The sequence below is a fragment of the Flavobacterium ajazii genome (assembly GCF_010614725.1).
Taxonomy (GTDB): domain Bacteria; phylum Bacteroidota; class Bacteroidia; order Flavobacteriales; family Flavobacteriaceae; genus Flavobacterium; species Flavobacterium ajazii.
On sequence record NZ_JAAEHL010000016.1, the window covers coordinates 33,651 to 51,874 of the forward strand.

Sequence of the window (18,224 nt, forward strand, 5' to 3'; positions counted from 1 at the left end):
TAGTACAAATTTTACCGAAATGACTATTTAATTTATTGAACTTGTTCAACTTTTTTGGAATAATTTATGACTCATTGTCATATAGTGACAAACAACATTCAGAGAGACGGAAAAAGAATCGATCTTCATTTATTGGGAGTCAGAAAATCAGAACCTGCCCGAAAAGAAATTGAAGAAATGTTCGGACTTGTAAAAGCCGAAGGAAGAAAACAGAAAGAATCCTTTTCGTTAAATCCGATAGATGTCGGCAGAGTCCAATACGGAAAAGCAATGAAGGGCAGATTTACGGAGTAACATACGTTGACCATAAAACAAAATTTATTTTCAATGGGAGCAGTCTGGGAAAAGAATTCAGTGCAAAAAGAATTCAGGAAAGCTGTGCTTTCAACATTCTTGCATTTGAAAGAAAGCATCAAAATTCTGTTTCGACATATTCTGACAACTATAAAGATCTTGAATTAAAAGAGTATGTAAAAAGAAAATCTTGCAGACATCCTGCTTCGCAGGGAAAAAATATGTGACTATGTTTCGAAACAGTTTAAACAGAAGAAGAGGAGATTTTATAAAGGAATTTAAAGTAAATAAGGGTGCAAAAATGCACCCTTATTTATGTCTCGAATTTTCGTTGACATATCCAAATTAATAATTAACATTTTAATTCTATTTTAGTTCTTTAGGTTATTATTTTATAAAAACACCTATTTTGAACACCACGAAACTCGCAATGTAAACATTAATCAAAATTTGGATTATAGTTTTCAAATTTTAAGTCAGAATTATGGAGTAGAAATTCAATAGCTCTGTTTGAACTTTTCTCCTTTTCTAAACGCAATAATCTTTTTCTTAAAGTATGTTTTACATTTAATAAGTTTATATCAAACGATTTCATTTCCAATGCAAGCTTTGGTTCCCATGGGCGGATAACATAATTATAGTTCCTCTTTTTATTAAAGATAAGTACTGATATTATGGAAAATCCTTCAATGAGAACTTCTTTTTTTGCAATTAATTTACCCAAAAGAAAATACCCTATAAATACTTTTTTCTCATTTATAACAATGCCTTTTTTCAATAACAATAAAGAAATTAAAAGTAAAATTATTATACTCAAAATAATTGCAATATAATACATTAACATATTTAATTTAGAGTTTAATATCCCTAAAAAAACAAATGCTATTATAAATAAAACAAAAAATAAATTTTTCCGTTGATTATATTCAAAATTCTTCTCTAATATAATTATCATTTACTTTTAATATTGGGTTTATTTACAACTATTACTTTGTGTGTCGCCCTTACTAAATTCTCGATATAACGAACTTTATCTATGGACTTTTGAGTAAATGTATCAATTGTCACATGATCATCAATAATACCATCCAAGTAATAAGTTCCTAATTCTGAAAATTTTATTCCGTAAATAGGTATTGATTTATTATTAATTGCTCCAAAAGTATCTAATTTCATTTTTTTTAGCTCATCAACACTATACTTTATATCTTTTGTATTTCGCATATAATACAGTATATACCTGCTTCTTCTCTTATCATCAAAAGTTTTGGTAATGGTATCTAGTACACTTTTATAATTAATATTACCCTTATAGACTGTATTAATATAGACTGTATCAGGAAAATCAAAATAAAACTCGACAGTTTCATTTTTAAAACCATTGTACACAATACCTTCTTTTTTGAAACGGCCTTTTTTATCGTTTTGATTATCTTTACAAGAACTAAAATTTAATATCAAAATAGCACTAACGGCTACTATTATTCTTTTTTGCTTTTCATAAGCTTTACTTTTTTCTTTAGCGTCATTAGCCCTAACTTTATTAACATCTCCTCTTTTTACAATTGTATCTTTTTTAAATGTCTGAACTTGTGATGGATTAATTCCCATTGCGGGTACAGCTCTTGAGTTTTCCGTTTCAATAGTTACATAATCACCTTCTTTACTTTTACTCATCGTTGATTCAGATTTTACTTCTTCTCTGCCGTCTGGAGTTTTGACAAAAGAATTACTTCCATCTGGTGCTACCCCTGGTACCGTTGTCGGCGGACCATAAACATCTGTCAATCCAATAACTACACTCATATCAACTTGTTTCGTTTCTCTACCCACTTGGTCTGTTGTCATCCCCCCTGACTTTCCTCCCTCGGTCGCAAAACTAACACCAGAACCAGAAGCCTTTCTAGCTTTTTCAGGTTTACCTATTTTAATATCGGGAGTTATTTTATCTAAGATAGCACTAGCTTTTTGGGCAACTTCATTTCTTATATTGGAAACAACCGTACTTACCTTATTTGCAACGTAATTTCTCATTGCAGATTTAGCTCTATCAATTAATCCTGTAAAAGGATTATCTGGCCACATACCATCTGGGTCAATAAAATATACAGGATTATCCATTGCATAATTATAAGGTGACCATCTGCGACCTTGTTCTGCAAGTGGATCAATATTCATCCATCTTCCAACTGCTGGATCATAATTACGTGTCCCGTAATCGTAAAAGTTAAGACCCAGCTCGTCTTGGAGCTCCTTTCCATTGTACTTATACTTCTGTCCCGGATTGGTTGAAGTAACTATATTGTTGCTGTCTTTGTGTTTGAGACCAAACGGATAATAATTGTTCTCTTCAATGATTTCATTGGTATCGTTAACTTTTTTAATGCTGACATCATCAAACCAAACCGTTCCACCTCCATTATTGTCTATCCTTAAATTAATGGATGCAATATTGGCGGGCACAAGCACTATTTTCTCTATATATGTCCATTGGCCAGTATAATTATTTCTAACATAATCAACATTTGTATAATATCCCGTCTCGGTATTAGTTTTCATAAACAAATAAATGTCGGCGGAAGGACCATTACTGTAGACCCAACCGGAAAAAATATAATATGTTGCCTGAGCATTATTTATAGGTATCCAGGTATTGTTATGGACATACAATTCTCCCGCAGTCAATTTTTCAATCTTAGCACTTGTATTACCCGAATGCTTTTTAGTGGTATCATAAGCTGTTATTGTTCCTCCGTATATTGGATTGCTTCCCCAGTTATTACCAGACTCAAATCCATCATTAAAAATATCGGTGCTGGTAGCACCCACTATTGCACCATCATTATCTTTGTCGGCATAACTCAACCGTACATTCCCCAAATGGTCTTTGTACTGGTAAATATAACTAAAAGTTCCGTTATTATACCCGACATACCCTTCAGGCTGTGGGAAAAATTTCAATATGTTGTTTTCATATTGAAATCCATTGGCATAATCAGTTGTAATTCCCGGACTTACTATTTTGCGTTGTTTTACACCTGTGGCATCATACACATAATCGATAGTCCCTGTTCCTAATGTTATTTTTACAGGTAAATTCATATGATTGTACGCGATACCGTCTGTTGTGTTAGCACCTATTATGCCTTTGTTTTTATCTACAGTCATATTGCCGTTGGCATCATATCGGTAATCATCATCGGTATTTGTACCATCTTTAAATCCTTCATTACCATAAGCAAAATTTTTATAATTATCAGCAACTCTCGTCAATCGATTGCCTTTATCATAGGTATAGATTAAATAATCAATATAAGTAAAATTATTTGCGTTTTCAGGATATTGAATATTACGCTGTACACCAGTAATATTTCCATTCAGGTCATAGCCGCTAATGGATTCGTCAAATTTTCTGTTTAAAACATTATTTTCACCATACAGAGCACTCCTAAATCGATTCAAAGCGTCATAGCTATAATTATACTGTTTTAAAACGGGATTCAGGCTATTGGTTTTCCAGGAAGTGTTGCTGATGTTTCCGTTGTACAAAGGCTTGTTTTGATCATAAGTTGAAAGTGAAGGATTCGCTATGGTATTGTAATATAATCCAAAACCAAACAAATCATTGTCCTGATTCAAATTATCGGGATTATTGATGCTTTTGAGCCAGCCGCGAATATTGTAAGCATAATCCACTTTTTGTAGTCCGTTATTGGTTTTTCCACCCACTTTTTTGCTGGTTAATTGTCCCAGCTCGTCATAGGTATTGGAAACAATTACTTCTGGAGTAGCTGCTCCGTTGATGGCCTGCGTCTGCTTAGTCAGCCTTCCGGCCTGATCATAGTCGAATTTATCTATTATAGTGGTGGTAATGCTGTTTCTCAAGTGTGTTGACGTGGTTTCCAGAGTTTTGCCGATGAAATCGAGTTGATTTTTTACCGTGCCGGTAGTAGCCAGATAATCGTTTTTGCTATAGGTGTAAATGGGTCTGCTTTTATCATCATAATAGGTCAGGTTAGTTATCCAGTTGGCAGTCCCTAAAACACGGATTTTGCTTCCTGTAGCCAGACCTTTGGCATTGATTATAGGAGTTATTCCGTAAGATGTTGTACTTGTTCCTCCATTTAAATCAAAATCATAATCATCGTAATAATTAATGGTAAACAAATTAATATCGGTTGGGTTTGGAAAAGCTGAATTGCTGTAATATATCGTAGTTCCATTGATGGTATTCGCCACCGCCTGCTTTGTTTCTGATAAGGTGATACCGGCATCTGCCAAAAGCTGTACATCAGCACGTGTTGTTTTTATTGTATTTAGATATTCACCTGTAAAGACTGGTCTATTGAACGCATCATACTTGGTAAACAGCCATTTGTTGACAGTTCTTAAATTGGCGTCCTGGGTCAAAACTGGTCTGTCAAGCTTGTCGTATATGATGTATTCCCATTCTTTTCCGGGTAGTTTTTTCTCGACAAGGCGATTGCGTTTGTCGTATTTGTACTGATAACTCAAATCATCCAAAGTGGATCGATCCAACACTGGTGGAGTAAAATCTGTTTGTAAAGTGGAAAGATTTATAGTTTTTGAAAAATAAAATTCACCATTACTGTTAGGATATACACCAACTCCGGGTTTTGCAGTAATATACATACTGCCATTTTGAATAGAAAGCACACCTCCGACAACAAGGTTTCCATTTTGATCCGAGACCATAATATCGCTTAAAACCATATCAGAGATATTGGGAAAACCTGACTCCGGTATTGGTCCGGATTTTAATTCAGAACCAGGGATGAAGCCATACTCATAAAGAACGATATTTAATGTATCCTCCCCTATTTGCCCTACATCAAAATAAGCGGAATCACTTTGAGCTGAATTAAAAAAAGTAAAATAATAATAATCGGAAGAAAAGTATGAAGAAAGCCCTAATAAGGACTGTGTTATAGAATGGTATGTAAAAAGCTTGGGAGGCAATACATAAGTCAAATTTCCATAATCATCATACACATAATAAGTATCATGCCATCTTCCTGTATCAAAAGTCCTTTTTAAAATAATACGATTTTCTTTGTCTTTAAACTCTTGGGCAGTATGATTGCTTGGAAATCCCTGGTTTGCAGTCCAATTCTCATCTTTAGTAACTGTTTTGTATAATTGTGCAGGATCATAAATACCTTTGTCTTCTAAATAAGGGTTTTCTGTGTTTCCACCTATAAAAGAAACCTCAAATCGCCTTACCTGATCGGCATTGGTATTAGTCTGGTAATCCAGTCTTATTTCGTGACCGTTTCCAAGCTTCCAATCATTTCCGGGAGCGGCCTGTTTTAAAATCCTGTTAAGCGGTGAGGCCTCAAATTCTTTTTGAGAATAAGGATTGGTGGTATTTTCGTATTTAGCCGTATTGTAGAAATTTTTAGTTCCCAGTGCAATATCTCCTGTTCTAAGAAGACCTTCATTGCTGGTTTCTGCATAGGGCAAATGTTCTTTGTCCTGTCTTCCAAAATTATCGTATTCAATATGGGTAATAATGTCTTCACCACTTCCTCCTGCAGCAATGCCAATTTTTTGCATAGGACGACCAAGGCCATCAAAATAAGTGATTTCTTCCGTTTTTTGGTCAGCTAACAAACCATTGACGCTAGTACTAGGAATGGTAGGTGAAATGACCCGAATATAATTTTCATTAATGTTATTAATAGTAACTGGGCAGCCATTATTAGAAGTGTTATATTCAGTAGGGCAGCTGTCCAATTTGTTGGTTACATAATTGCCGACCGGTTTTGTGCAGGATGCAATTGGAGCAGCATTCGAGTCGCCAAACCCATCGTTGTCGGAATCAACATACCAGACAGTCGCAGGATTTATAGTATTATTTGAATCTTCACAGTCTAAATTGTTGCTGACGTAATTTCCAAAAGATGGTTTTTGGCAACTTGCAATGGGATTCTGATCCAGATAATCCCCATAACTGTCATTATCTGCATCAACATACCAATTCCGCATTTCAGTGACGGTGTTACTTTGGTCATTGCAGTCTAAATTATTATCTACATAGTAGTAATCAGGCTGGTAACAATCCATGATAGCAATGGAATTAGGGTCTCCAAATCCGTCGCCATCCATATCTTTATACCAATTCTTTGCACAATTCAAATCAATCGATATGCCAAAATAAAGGGACGTGTAATAAACTCCGCTGTAATTATTTGGAGTGTAAACCACCAGGTTGTTGTCTTCTATCTTGGCATAATATCCGGTTTCCTGCCCATTGCCATAGATAGGCCCCAGTTCGATAGTAGGCAAGGCAGGGTATATGTTGATGTAAGCAATAACTCCTGTAGTTATTTGTTGGCCGTAGGTCCAGGAAGGGTCAAAACCGACATATAGATTATTATTGGAAATCTCGATTGTTCCATTTGCACCATCGGAAGTCCAATCATTTGTGTTGGACAAATAACGAGCTTCGACACTTTGGTAATAATCCGGATATTGGGTATTTGTGACTGTACTCTTTGGTATAGGGTTATTGAAACTAATAGCAGTTTTAGCATTTAAACAATAAAAGCTGCACAAAATTAGAGCTAATAGATATTTTTTCATACTTGGATTATTGCTTATAGTTATATTGATAATTAGACAGTATTTTACCTTCTGCATCCTTGGTGGATTTCAAGCGATTGAATTCGTCATACTCATAATAATTGGTGTAGCCTTTAGAATCTGTTTTACTTGTTATTCCTATGAGAGGTTTGTATGTGTATGTAAATATCACTGCATTAGGAAATGCTGTTCTTAAATCATTTAATGCTACGATTAAATTGGATTCAGTTCCTGTATTTGAGAGATTTTGAAGGTTTGAAACATATGATATAATCTGACTATATGATGCATTTTCTATTTTGGCTATAGGCTCACTTTTATTATAACCCCATATTATAGAAGTAAATAGTCCCGCTTTATTATGATATTGGATTATATTTCCATATTCATCCCGCTGGTCAATTACATCCTGTTCTTCTAGTAAATTCAATCCCTTAGATGTTGAAATACTTTTTGTATCTATAATTCCATTAAAATTATTATAGTTAAATTGGCTAGTACTTAAAATATTACTACCTCTATATGTATTTTCCTTTATTAATTCACTTATTCTGTTTTGGTTTAATAATTCGGTCATCTGAGGATTTGCGGAAACTTCTGAGTTAAAGCAATAATATTTATTCGTGATTATATCTGAACCATTTGCAGTATATGTTTCCTTTTGGATTAGAGGATAAAAGGGTGTGTATTCAAAAGTAGTAGTTGTAGAGAGGTTACTGTTCAATATAGAAGTTTTTATAATCGAATTATTTAAGTATTGCGAAGTTTTTATTTTTGAATCAACACGAAAAACATATGAAATATCTTGTAGATCTGATTCTTTCGTAATACCAAAATATTTGAATAAATTAAGTTCAGACAGATCTCTATTAAAATAATTAAATTCTTCAGTATATAGTCGATGATTGAATTTATCAAAGATTTCTTTTGATAATAACTTCCCCCTCATATAATCATTATCAACTCTTGCGATACTAGGGTATGCCGAATTTAGAATGAGAGATTGGGTACAATCATAATTTTCAGCCCAAGCCCCTAAAAAAGGGAATACATTACTATTCACTGGTGTTCTAACTTCCTCAACATCAGTAATCGTTTTTGGTGAAGTAAAATTATAAATTGTATATCCATTATCAACTTCTTTTTCGATAACTTTAGAATATCCTACACAACTTCCGTTAGTTAACGTAATATTTGATTTGGGTTTATCATATACAATAAAGGAATATACTTTATAGGGATTCAATTTATAAAGTGACGGATATCCAAAAACCGGAAGATTATTTACGTAGCCAGATGTAGACCCATCATCTTCAATATATTGGTATTCATTTTTTTTCTTTATCATACCGTTATCAGATAAAATTTGACTGACAATTCTTGCTCCCCCAGATACATACTCCTGATTTGCAAATTTAAAAGTGTTATTTTCATAATTAAGCTCCAGAGAACCACCTGTAGGATATTTGATTTTTTTTAACAATCCTGTCAATGAATAATCATTGGGAGTTAAGTCTATAAGTCCTGGAATTTCAATGAAGTTTGGATCTAATTTTTTCTTAAAAGGCAATATTGAATTTATTCCTCCGTCTTTGTAAAAATAAAGTTTAGGCAGATAAACAGATTCAGTACTAGAAGTTACTCCTACTAGTCCATTATTATTATAATACCCAAAATAATCTTGTTCCAAAGAACCTCTTTTAGGTAATTTTCTGGTGTCTTCATAATCAAAAGTATGAGATAATATCTTGCCATTAGCCCCTATTTGGCTTAAGGAAACAAGTTTTAATCTTTTGCATTCTGGTAAAGTACAGCCCTCTTTCGAATCAAAATAAGAATAGCTAAAAGTGTAACGGCTCACTATTTCATTCTTAAAATTTTTTACAATAATTTCATCTAAAGATTTTTCTCCAGGAAAATCCAGTCTGTTATTATTGTAAATGAAATCAACTTGACCTTGGTCAAAAATTATTTTTGTCAACCTTTTTTTTCTTGGGTTTTTTACCCAATATTTTTCTGCTCCTGTTTTATGAAAAAGCGGATCTACGGGTTCTGAAAGGAAATCCAAAGCACATATATCGGAAGTTAAGGGATTTGGGGGTAGATTTACTTTCGAATATCCAGTAGAATATGTATTTACAACGGCATAGTTATTTCCATAAGTTTCATATTCGAAATTCACAGTTTTATTAATAGTTTTATTTGTAATTGCTTTCAAATTCCACGTATGAATTCTTTTATAATAATTGTTCATTACCATATTAATATGTGAATTCTCCTGTTCAAATATGGGAAAGTGGTCATTAATTTCATTAAGATTAGAAGGAATTAAAATTGATTCACTTAATTCCTCTTCAGCAAACTTGTAATTAACACCTTTTTCATTAGTAATATTAAACTCCGAAAAATCTTTAGTTATATTGCCTGTCCTTCCAAAATGAGTTTGAAACATACTACCGCTACCCGCAGAAAAAAAGCCATATCCCATGATAGTCTTTTTATCAATTAAAACAGACTCCATTTTATATCCAACATTATCCAAAAAATAGCTTGTAAAAATATTGCCACTGTTTGGATAGATTTCTTTTTGTGAATTATTGATACAGGTAAATTTAGAGTTTATTCCAGGTCCATGAGCAATAAATATATCTGGAGAAAGATCTTTTTCAATACCATAAACATCTCCCAAGCCTCCAGGCAACGGAGTATAATCCTGAATCATGTTTTCAGAATATACTGCAAATCGGTTGGAAGCCCCCAAGCTAAATAATCTGTTGATGCATTAGCAGCTTTTCTATTAAATCCATATCCTGTGAGTCTGGGATTTAAAATTACTCCCAAATCCCAGTCGTACTCAGAATATAAACCATAACTGACTTCGTTGTCTGGAAAATCTTTAACTATTCGAACAATGCTACCACCGGCAGAAAGACTCCAGTTCAAACCAACGCATGAAGCAAAATCATCTATTTTTATTCCTTCAGTATTATAATCAATTTTGATTGGAATTATTAAATCTCCCAATTTAATTTCATAAAGAGGTATTGATATATCTGCTTTTCCAGTATATAAATTAACATCAAAAAGATTCATTTTTTGGAATGATGCAACATCGGGAGAGGCAGTCAAATCTCCTTCAGGAATAATGTTTTTAATTTCACCAGGGGCATATCGCTCTTGTGAAAATATGGAGTTTTTAGATATTAAAAACATCAAACAAAATATTGTAATTTTTATTTTACTACTTATTAAATATTGTACTTTCATTAAAAAAATAATATATTATATTAAAAAAGAGTCAAAATAAAACAATTTAAAATTCTTTTTCTTACTTTATTGAAAGTAAATGTTAACAAAACAAAACGTATTAGTTAAAATATTTGTTTGTTTGTTTGTGCAAAGTTTTGCAATAGATTAATTACGATACTTTATTTGTATTATAACCCGTTGGGTGAAATTGATTAAAAAAATTGATTTGATTATAAAAAGTATAAAATCGGGAATAAAATATCATTTATAACTTAAGGAATTGGTGTCATCCTGAGCGGAGTCGAAGGTTTTTGTACACGAAGGGGCTTCGACTGAGTTTATCCTGAGAGAAGCCGAATGGACTCAGCCTGAGACTTATTTTTAATTTCAACCAACGGGTTATTATAATACTGAAAACTATCAATTCTTATCTTTTTAGATATCCTGAATTTATCTCTAACAGCTTTTCTAGTTATTGATTTATTGGATTTGAGTTTTTTTATTAGGTAAAAGTTAAAGCATTGATTTCAATGAAGTTTTAGAGTGTTTTTTTTGCAAAATTAATTTAACAAATTTTCTTCAAATCCAGCAAAAAGTGGTTCGAAAACAGATTCTTAAGGCCTACAAAGAGGTTGCCTCAAAAGTAAAATCAAGCTGTTGAGAATTGCGTAAATAAAAGATTTCTCCGATAGGTACCTGAATAGAAAAGAGGCTGTCTCGATTCAGCCTTTTGTGTTTTTATTGTAATACTTCTTATAAAGCTTATCATATTCAAAACATATCCATATATAACTTATTTTCAAAAAAAACATAATTTTAAATAATCTTCCTAAGTTTTCTATTCCTTATTTTTACGGCTTTAAACAGTCAAATTCATTTCGTTTTTAATTTTCTACTTATGTTCCAAAAAATAACTTTTGCCTTTGCTTTTCTTTTACTTTTAAATTCATGTGCTGTTCAGCAAAAAAGTTTATCAGAAAACGACTGGTATGCTTTTACAAAAAACAGTACTGAAAAACAAAAACCTTCAGAAGTTTATGAGTTTTCAGACGGTATGATCAGAATGTATGGTGAAATCAATGGTTACCTAATGTCTAATAAAAGCTATAAAAACTTTGAGCTTAGTTTAGAATACAGATGGAATGTTGAAGAGAAATTTAAAACAAAAAACAAAAAAAACAGCGGTGTCATGTACAACATCCCTGCTGATTACCCAGACAAAATCTGGCCAAAGGGAATTCAGTTTCAAATAAAAGAAAATACTACCGGTGATTTTATTTTTTTAGATCAGGTAACTGCAAAAGTAAATGGAAAGCTTGTTGAGGCAGGCGCAAGTGTGACTTCTCCCAAATTTATTGAAAACGAAAAGCCTTATGGCGAATGGAACTCTGTTGTTATCAAATCGTTTAATGGTAAAATCATACAATACCTGAACGGAAAGCTGGTTAACGAGTGTATAGAAGCTTCTTCTACCGAAGGCAGAATTTCCTTAAACTATGAAAGTTCCCCTATTGATTTTAAAAATATCGTTATCAAAAATATTTCAAAAGATTAAACAAAAACCTTAATTTACTTCTTTCAGTGCCAATATTTTTTTGCAGGAAAATATGGTATAGAATCATTTGATTTAACGTTTATTTTGCGTTAATTTACTTTAACAAATGTTTAAGCCTAAAAATATGCTTCCTGAGATTCAAAGTCTTCATAATGTCTGGTTTTCCAACAGAACCATCAAAACTACAAAACTACATCAAATTACTTTTGATGACCTCACAAACTCAATAATCAGTACTGGTCCGTTTTCTTTTTATATCATTGATTTTTTTGATATGTCACTCTCACATATCAGTCCTTCCCTGTTTGAAATGCACAATTTCAGTCCGGAAACCATAACTTTTAATGATATACTGGGAGCTATTCATCCGGATGATATTGAATTTGTAATAAAAGCAGAAGCTTTTTTGACAACCTTTTTTCAGGAAAAAATAGGGCGTGAAAAATTATTAAACTACAAAATAAGCTACAGCCACAGAGCGAGACTCGAAAACGGAGAATATGCTTTGTTTAACCATCAGGCCATTATGTTGACTATGGATGATAATGGAGGCTACGGAAAATCATTAAACATCCATACCCGAATTGACCATTTGAGTAATTTTAATACTTATAAAATATCTCTTATTGGTCTAAATGGAGAGCCTTCTTTTATGAATTTAAGTTTAGAAGAAGAAAATCAGGTTTTAACAGAATTTTCAAAGAGAGAAATCGACATTATCAAACTGATTGCAAATGGCTTAAACAATACTGAAATTGCCGAAAAACTTTTTATTAGTCCTTTAACCGTAAAAAAACATCGCAATAATATACTGACCAAATCCGAATCCAAAAACACGGCTCAACTTATAAAAAACTGTATTATTCAGGGAATTATTTAAAATTCTATAAAACTTCCTCGAACTGTTAATTTTGCTTAAGATTAATTTCACTTACGGGAATATAAATATCAAAAGTAGCCCCTTCGTTTTCTTCTCCGTTTGCCGAAATAAATCCGTTATGGTTGTCCACAATCTTTTTTACAATTGCGAGTCCGATACCTGTTCCCGTATATTCGAGTTTCCCGTGCAAACGCTGAAACACTTCGAATATTTTTATACTGTATTGCTGATCAAAACCGATACCATTATCTGAAATACTGATGTGGCAATAGTCGATATCTTCTTTCGCTTTTTTATTATTAACCTCTGCCCCTTTTACTATTTCTGAATTAATTTTTATTACTGCCGGAATTTCGGGTCTGGAGAATTTAATCGAATTACTTACTAAATTATAAAGCAGCTGCCTAAACTGAAACGGAATAAGATCTACTTCAAAGGTTTTCCCTTTTTCGATAACTGCTTTCTTCTGTTCCAGTTCTTCTTTGAGGTCTTCTTTTACCTCGTCTATAATTTTAGACAAATCGGTTTTTTCAAATACCCTTTCCTGAATATTGGTTCTGGAATACGATAAGAGATCATTAATCAGGGTCTGCATTCGCTTGGCTGCATTCTGCATTCTTTGAAATTTATCTTTTCCAAAATCTGATAAGTTATCCGATTCTTTTTCCATTATCTGGGTTGCAAAAGTCTGTATTTTTCGTAGAGGTTCCTGTAAATCATGGCTTGAAATATAGGCAAAAGACTGTAGTTCCTTATTCATTTGCTCCAGTTCTGCATTTTTTTGCTCGAGCTCCAGTGCATTCTGTTTTAGTTTGTCATCTGCTTCTTTTTTTTCTGTGAGGTCGTGCGTTACTTTTGAGAAACCTATAACTTCCTTTTTTTTGTTATGTATTGCTGTGATAACAACACTTGCCCAAAACAAGGTGCCATTTTTTCGCACACGCCATCCCTGATGAACTGCTTTGCCTTTTTCACGGGCAATTTCAAGCAGTTTATGAGGCAGATTGTTTTTTTGGTCTTCTTCTGTATAAAAAACAGAAAAAGATTTCCCGACAATTTGCCCGGCATTATATCCTTTAATTTTTTCTGCTCCGACATTCCAATTCTCCACTATTCCTTCACGATTCAGGTACAATATCGCATAATCCTGCACTTCTTCAACCATTAAATGATAACGCTCTTCACTTTTTCTGAGTGATTCATTTATCATATTTAATTCTTTGGTACGGGTATTAACTTGTTGTTCCAATTCATGTGCAAAAGCTTTCTCAGCATGAATATCTGTAAATGCTCCTACCCATTTTATAATTTCATTCTTTTCATTTCGTATCGGCTCGCCTATTACAGCATGCCATCTGTAAGTTCCGTCTTTACTTTTGATCCTTACATCAGCCCTGTAGCCTTCACCGGTTGCTAATGAATGGCTCCATATTTTTATATTCTCTTCAAAATCATCAGGATGTATCATTTCTTTCCAGCTGTTTTCCTCTCCCGGCTGAACTCCTGTATATTCGAACCATTTTCCTGATGTAAACAAGGCATTCCCTTTTTCATCAGTTTCCCAAATGAGCTGTGGAATACTTTCTGTTAAGGAACGAAACCTTTTTTCACTTTCCTCTATTGCCTGTTGTCGCTTTTTTTCTACTGTAGTGTCCCTGATTGTCCCTATTAATTTTTCAGGATTACCATTTTCATCATAAAAAACTTTCCCCTTCCCTTCCATCCAGTGAATAGATTTATCTTCCCAAATCAATCGGGCTTCATAGTTCAGGTTTCCAGAAAGAAGAGCATCTTCCAGGGCCTCATTTCTGATGTGCATATCATCAGGATGAAGATGGGATAGCAATTGTTCGTGGGTTAAATCAATCTGTTCTTTATATCCGCCAACAATTTCAAGGTATCTTTTAGAATACCTTAATTCTTTGGTCTTAATATTGATTTCCCAGGTTCCCAGTTCACTGGCTTCGACAAGTATATTCAGCCTTTCTTCGTTTTGCTCAATTTTTTTACGTGCCTGTACTTTTTCGCTTACCTCTGTAACGGTTACGATAATACCTGAAATAGAGCCGTCTTCTTCTTTTAAAGGATAATAAAGAAAATCAAAATAAGAAACTTCCAATTTTCCGAAACGGCTCAACGGAACCGGCACTTCATTTCCATGATACGGAATTCCTGTTTTTAAAACATTTTCAAGCAGTAAACTTACCGTTGTTTCCACTTCGGGCAATGATTCAAATAACGGCTTCCCAACAAAGGAACTTTCTTCTTTGTCTACCAATTTAAGATACGCTTCATTTGCCATTTCAGCTACATACTGAGCCCCTCTGAGAATCGTAATTCCAACCGGAGTCTGTCTTACAATATCACGAAAACGTTTATCAGCTTCTTCTATTTTTTTCTTGGCAACATACAAATCAGTAAGATCAGCTGCAGTATTCATTACACCATAAACATTACCATTGATATCATATAACGGTGTAAAGCTATAATTGAAATAAAAGGTTTCTAATTTACCGTTTATTGTAAGATCTATCTGAGTACTTTTGCTGTGGAAAGATTCACCTGTTTCAAATACGGTATTAAGCTGTTCAAAAACCTGTTGATTTTCAAGCTCCGGCAAGATGTCTCTGTATAATTTCCCTATCACATCATTCCCTTTTCCCCAAACATCCATAATAGACTGATTGGCTAGTTCGATGCGCATTTCTTTTCCAACGTAGACGCCAATCGGGAAAGGCGCATTTTCTACCAATTGCCTTATTTTTTGTTCACTTTCCTCAACTTTCGAACGGGCTAAAACCTGAGCGGTTACTTCAATTGCAATAGCCACAACACCGGAAATCGTTCCGTTGGGCTCTGTAAGGGCTTCATAGACATAATTAACATACCTGTTTTCTGTATGACCATTTCGTATTAGTTTTACAAGCTGTTCATTTGCAACAAAAATTTCACCCGTTTTAAAAACATTATCCAAAATATCCTCCAGTGCTTTTGACTGGGGCAACACTTTAAAAACAGGCTGATTTATTATCTTTTCTGCTTCGATCCCCATTAACTGAATCATTTGTGTATTTGCAATTTCTACAATATGATCCTTACCTCTAAACACACACATTGGTACAGGTGCCTGCATGATGTTATTTATGAACCTAGCATTACTTTCTTTTAATGCTTCGGTTGCTTTTTTCTTTTCTGTAGTTTCAATAACCGTTACCAGAACCCCTCCTACTTCTCCATTTTCATTTTTTATCGGACTGTAAGAGAAATCAAAATAACATTCTTCATTAAAACCATTCCGGTTTAATACCATCATGAAGTCAGGAGAACCAACTGATTTTCCCTTCATAACATCATCAAACATAGGCCCAATCGTCTCCCATATTTCTGAAAATGTTTCTTTTGAACTGATTCCTATAGCATCCGGATGTTTGATACATCCCAGAATAGGACGAAATGCATCATTATACAGTTGTGTATAATCATTCCCCCAGGCAATATACATACCGAACGAATTATTAAGCATTACTGAGACCATTGTCTGAAGACTTTTCGGCCAGTTGTCAGGATTTCCTAAAGATGTTTTACTCCAGTCTTTAGACCGGATCAATTCTCCCATTTCTCCTCCATCGGCCAAAAAATAATGCTCTTTATTGGTAAAGCTCATTCGAAAACGGTTTTAAGGTTGAAGCACAAACTGCGCCCGGTCAGGTTGTTTGAAATTATTTTCGGATGCTTTAACGAATGCATCTGAGATTACTTTTTTTAATTTTGAAAAATCGCCCGGCTTGCTAATGTAATAAGTCGCCCCCATATCATAGAGTAAATCTACATTTTTAGTATCCAATGAAGTCGAAAAAATAATTACGGGAAGCTGTTTTAATACTTCAATATCCTTTATTTCTGTCAGGCATTCATGTCCGTTTTTGCGTGGCATATTTAAATCAAGAAAAAGTATATCAGGCAAATTATCACCAGTAGTTTCCAGATACTCCATAAGCTCAACTCCATCATGCACAGTTGTAAGCACTACAGGAAGTGAAAGCTCATCAAGGGCTTCCCTGAAAAAGATACAATCATCGTCATCATCATCTGCTAATAGAAGATTGTAGATCTGCTTATTCATTTTATGAGGATAATTTTAATTAATTTCGATTGTATTGGAGTTTCTTCTAAATATTTCAACTTCCTTTTCTTCAATGCTTTTCATTGTTTTTTTTGAGGAAATCCGAATTAAAAAATCTTTCATTACTGCTAAGATAAAACTAATTTTTAATATTCCTCACAGAATGTTTTACCGATAGTTTTAAGACTTTAAAATAAAATCTTTTGGAACCCGGGCATTTTTAAAATTGATTCGTTTTTTTATTTCTTAACAAATGGTAATTGCCTGCTGAAAAGCCATTGGTAATTTTGTTTAAATCAAAATCTAAAACAATGGAACACAATTTAAACAATAAACAAGTATTACTTACCGGAATATCTGGTTTCTTAGGCTCTCACACCGCTATTCAGTTATTAAACAAAGGCTATAAAGTTACAGGCACCGTGCGGGATTTACGCAGGGCAAATGAATTAAAAACCATTATTAAAAAACATACGCCACATATTGAGCACTTAACCATTGTTGAAGCCGATTTGAACGATGCTGCTAAATGGGCTGAACTCACAAAAAATATAGATTTCATTCAGCATATTGCTTCACCTTTTCCGCGTGAACTCCCAAAACATGAATCTGAACTTATTGAGCCAGCCAGAAACGGCGCACTGAACATCCTGAAAAGCGCTGTTGACAATAATGTAAAGCGAGTTGTCATTACATCATCAATAGCAGCAGTGGTTTATGGTAAGAGCAAAAAAGAACTTGGCACTACTTTTACCGAAAATGACTGGACAAACGAATTGAACAAAAAAGATTCGACTCCTTATTTCAGAAGTAAAACCATTGCCGAAAAAGCTGCCTGGGATTTTATTAAATCTAATCCAGGTTTAGAACTGGTTACTGTTTTGCCTGGCGCTATTTTAGGACCTGTCCTTGAAGAAGATTTTGGAACTTCGGCAAATATTGTCATCAAAGCCATTGACGGAAGCATGCCAGCTGTTCCAAAAATTGGTGTCGAAATTATTGATGTGCGTTCCGTTGCCGATTTGCTGATCAGGGCCATGGAATTACCTCAGGCCAACCACCAGCGCTATCTGGCCTCTTCCGGGTACTTGTCTTTTAAAAGTATTGCCGGAGTTTTGAAAAAAGAATATCCTGCCAGAAAGATTCCGTTGAAAGAATTACCTGATTTTTTTGTTAAATTGCTCTCTAATTTCGAAACATCATTAAAACCAATCTTAATCGATTTGGGAATAAAAAGAAAAATAGACCGGTCAAAAGCTATAAAAGAGCTAAACTGGCAGCCATTGCCAATGGAAAAAGCTATTTTATCCTGCGCCAAAAGCGTAATAGATTTGGGGATTGTAAAATAGCGACCCATAGAGCAAAATTGGCTTAAAATCTAATTTTATTAAAAGTAAATAGCCAAAATGGATTTATAAATTGTAGAAATAATGTCATCTGAGCGGGCCGAAGGTTTTTTAACCGCAAGAGGCTTCGACTCCGCTCAGCCTGACAGTCATCTTGAATTTCAATAACGA

At 33.8% G+C, this 18,224-nt stretch carries 10 protein-coding genes; 4 read left to right on the forward strand and 6 right to left on the reverse strand.

The features are described 5' to 3' along the window. The first annotated feature begins 66 nt into the window (after positions 1 to 66). On the forward strand, positions 67 to 294 hold the full coding sequence (locus tag GWR14_RS23940; protein ID WP_246236370.1) for a relaxase/mobilization nuclease domain-containing protein: 228 nt from the start codon (positions 67 to 69) through the stop codon (positions 292 to 294). Positions 295 to 733: 439 nt separating this feature from the next. Here GWR14_RS23940 and GWR14_RS22205 read toward each other — a convergent pair whose 3' ends face one another. The 4 genes from GWR14_RS22205 to GWR14_RS22220 are packed head-to-tail and all read right to left on the reverse strand — an operon-like array spanning position 734 to position 10,113. Continuing rightward, positions 734 to 1,249: a hypothetical protein gene (locus GWR14_RS22205; RefSeq protein WP_163411333.1), complete on the reverse strand. Its 516-nt coding sequence runs from the start codon at positions 1,247 to 1,249 to the stop codon at positions 734 to 736. Then, on the reverse strand, positions 1,246 to 6,900 hold the full coding sequence (locus GWR14_RS24080; RefSeq protein ID WP_223150992.1) for a DUF6443 domain-containing protein: 5,655 nt from the start codon (positions 6,898 to 6,900) through the stop codon (positions 1,246 to 1,248). The genes GWR14_RS22205 and GWR14_RS24080 overlap by 4 nt, the downstream gene beginning before the upstream one ends. Positions 6,901 to 6,907: 7 nt before the next feature. Next, the gene (locus GWR14_RS22215; protein ID WP_163411334.1) at positions 6,908 to 9,622 is read right to left on the reverse strand and encodes an RHS repeat protein; all 2,715 of its coding nucleotides are present in this window, start codon (positions 9,620 to 9,622) and stop codon (positions 6,908 to 6,910) included. Continuing rightward, on the reverse strand, positions 9,619 to 10,113 hold the full coding sequence (locus GWR14_RS22220; protein ID WP_163411335.1) for a hypothetical protein: 495 nt from the start codon (positions 10,111 to 10,113) through the stop codon (positions 9,619 to 9,621). Before GWR14_RS22220 ends, GWR14_RS22215 begins: the two co-directional genes overlap by 4 nt. Positions 10,114 to 11,047: 934 nt before the next feature. On the opposite strand from GWR14_RS22220, the gene GWR14_RS22225 reads away from it, so the two are divergent. Together GWR14_RS22225 and GWR14_RS22230 are read left to right on the forward strand one after the other, a co-directional pair. Next, on the forward strand, positions 11,048 to 11,704 hold the full coding sequence (locus tag GWR14_RS22225; protein ID WP_163411336.1) for a 3-keto-disaccharide hydrolase: 657 nt from the start codon (positions 11,048 to 11,050) through the stop codon (positions 11,702 to 11,704). Positions 11,705 to 11,810: 106 nt separating this feature from the next. After that, entirely contained in the window at positions 11,811 to 12,584 is a 774-nt protein-coding gene (locus tag GWR14_RS22230; protein WP_223150993.1) for a LuxR C-terminal-related transcriptional regulator, read from the forward strand. Positions 12,585 to 12,609: 25 nt separating this feature from the next. On the opposite strand, the gene GWR14_RS22235 is transcribed toward GWR14_RS22230, so the two are convergent. Together GWR14_RS22235 and GWR14_RS22240 are read right to left on the reverse strand one after the other, a co-directional pair. Next, positions 12,610 to 16,248 (reverse strand): PAS domain-containing sensor histidine kinase, encoded by a 3,639-nt coding sequence (locus GWR14_RS22235; protein WP_163411337.1) that lies wholly within the window; start codon positions 16,246 to 16,248, stop codon positions 12,610 to 12,612. Between the two features lie 12 nt (positions 16,249 to 16,260). Continuing rightward, entirely contained in the window at positions 16,261 to 16,707 is a 447-nt protein-coding gene (locus GWR14_RS22240; RefSeq protein ID WP_163411338.1) for a response regulator, read from the reverse strand. 311 nt (positions 16,708 to 17,018) lie between these two features. On the opposite strand from GWR14_RS22240, the gene GWR14_RS22245 reads away from it, so the two are divergent. Continuing rightward, positions 17,019 to 18,056, forward strand: a complete 1,038-nt coding sequence (locus GWR14_RS22245; protein ID WP_163411339.1) for an SDR family oxidoreductase — start codon at positions 17,019 to 17,021, stop codon at positions 18,054 to 18,056. The last annotated feature ends 168 nt before the right edge of the window (positions 18,057 to 18,224 follow it).

Coding starts and splice junctions, on each gene's coding strand:
- GWR14_RS24080 (WP_223150992.1), bottom strand. CDS start 6,900: ATGAAAAAATATCTATTAGCTCTAATTTTGTGCAGCTTTTATTGTTTA.
- GWR14_RS22245 (WP_163411339.1), top strand. CDS start 17,019: ATGGAACACAATTTAAACAATAAACAAGTATTACTTACCGGAATATCT.
- GWR14_RS22225 (WP_163411336.1), top strand. CDS start 11,048: ATGTTCCAAAAAATAACTTTTGCCTTTGCTTTTCTTTTACTTTTAAAT.
- GWR14_RS22220 (WP_163411335.1), bottom strand. CDS start 10,113: ATGTTTTTAATATCTAAAAACTCCATATTTTCACAAGAGCGATATGCC.
- GWR14_RS22205 (WP_163411333.1), bottom strand. CDS start 1,249: ATGATAATTATATTAGAGAAGAATTTTGAATATAATCAACGGAAAAAT.
- GWR14_RS22240 (WP_163411338.1), bottom strand. CDS start 16,707: ATGAATAAGCAGATCTACAATCTTCTATTAGCAGATGATGATGACGAT.
- GWR14_RS22230 (WP_223150993.1), top strand. CDS start 11,811: ATGTTTAAGCCTAAAAATATGCTTCCTGAGATTCAAAGTCTTCATAAT.
- GWR14_RS23940 (WP_246236370.1), top strand. CDS start 67: ATGACTCATTGTCATATAGTGACAAACAACATTCAGAGAGACGGAAAA.
- GWR14_RS22235 (WP_163411337.1), bottom strand. CDS start 16,248: ATGAGCTTTACCAATAAAGAGCATTATTTTTTGGCCGATGGAGGAGAA.
- GWR14_RS22215 (WP_163411334.1), bottom strand. CDS start 9,622: ATGATTCAGGATTATACTCCGTTGCCTGGAGGCTTGGGAGATGTTTAT.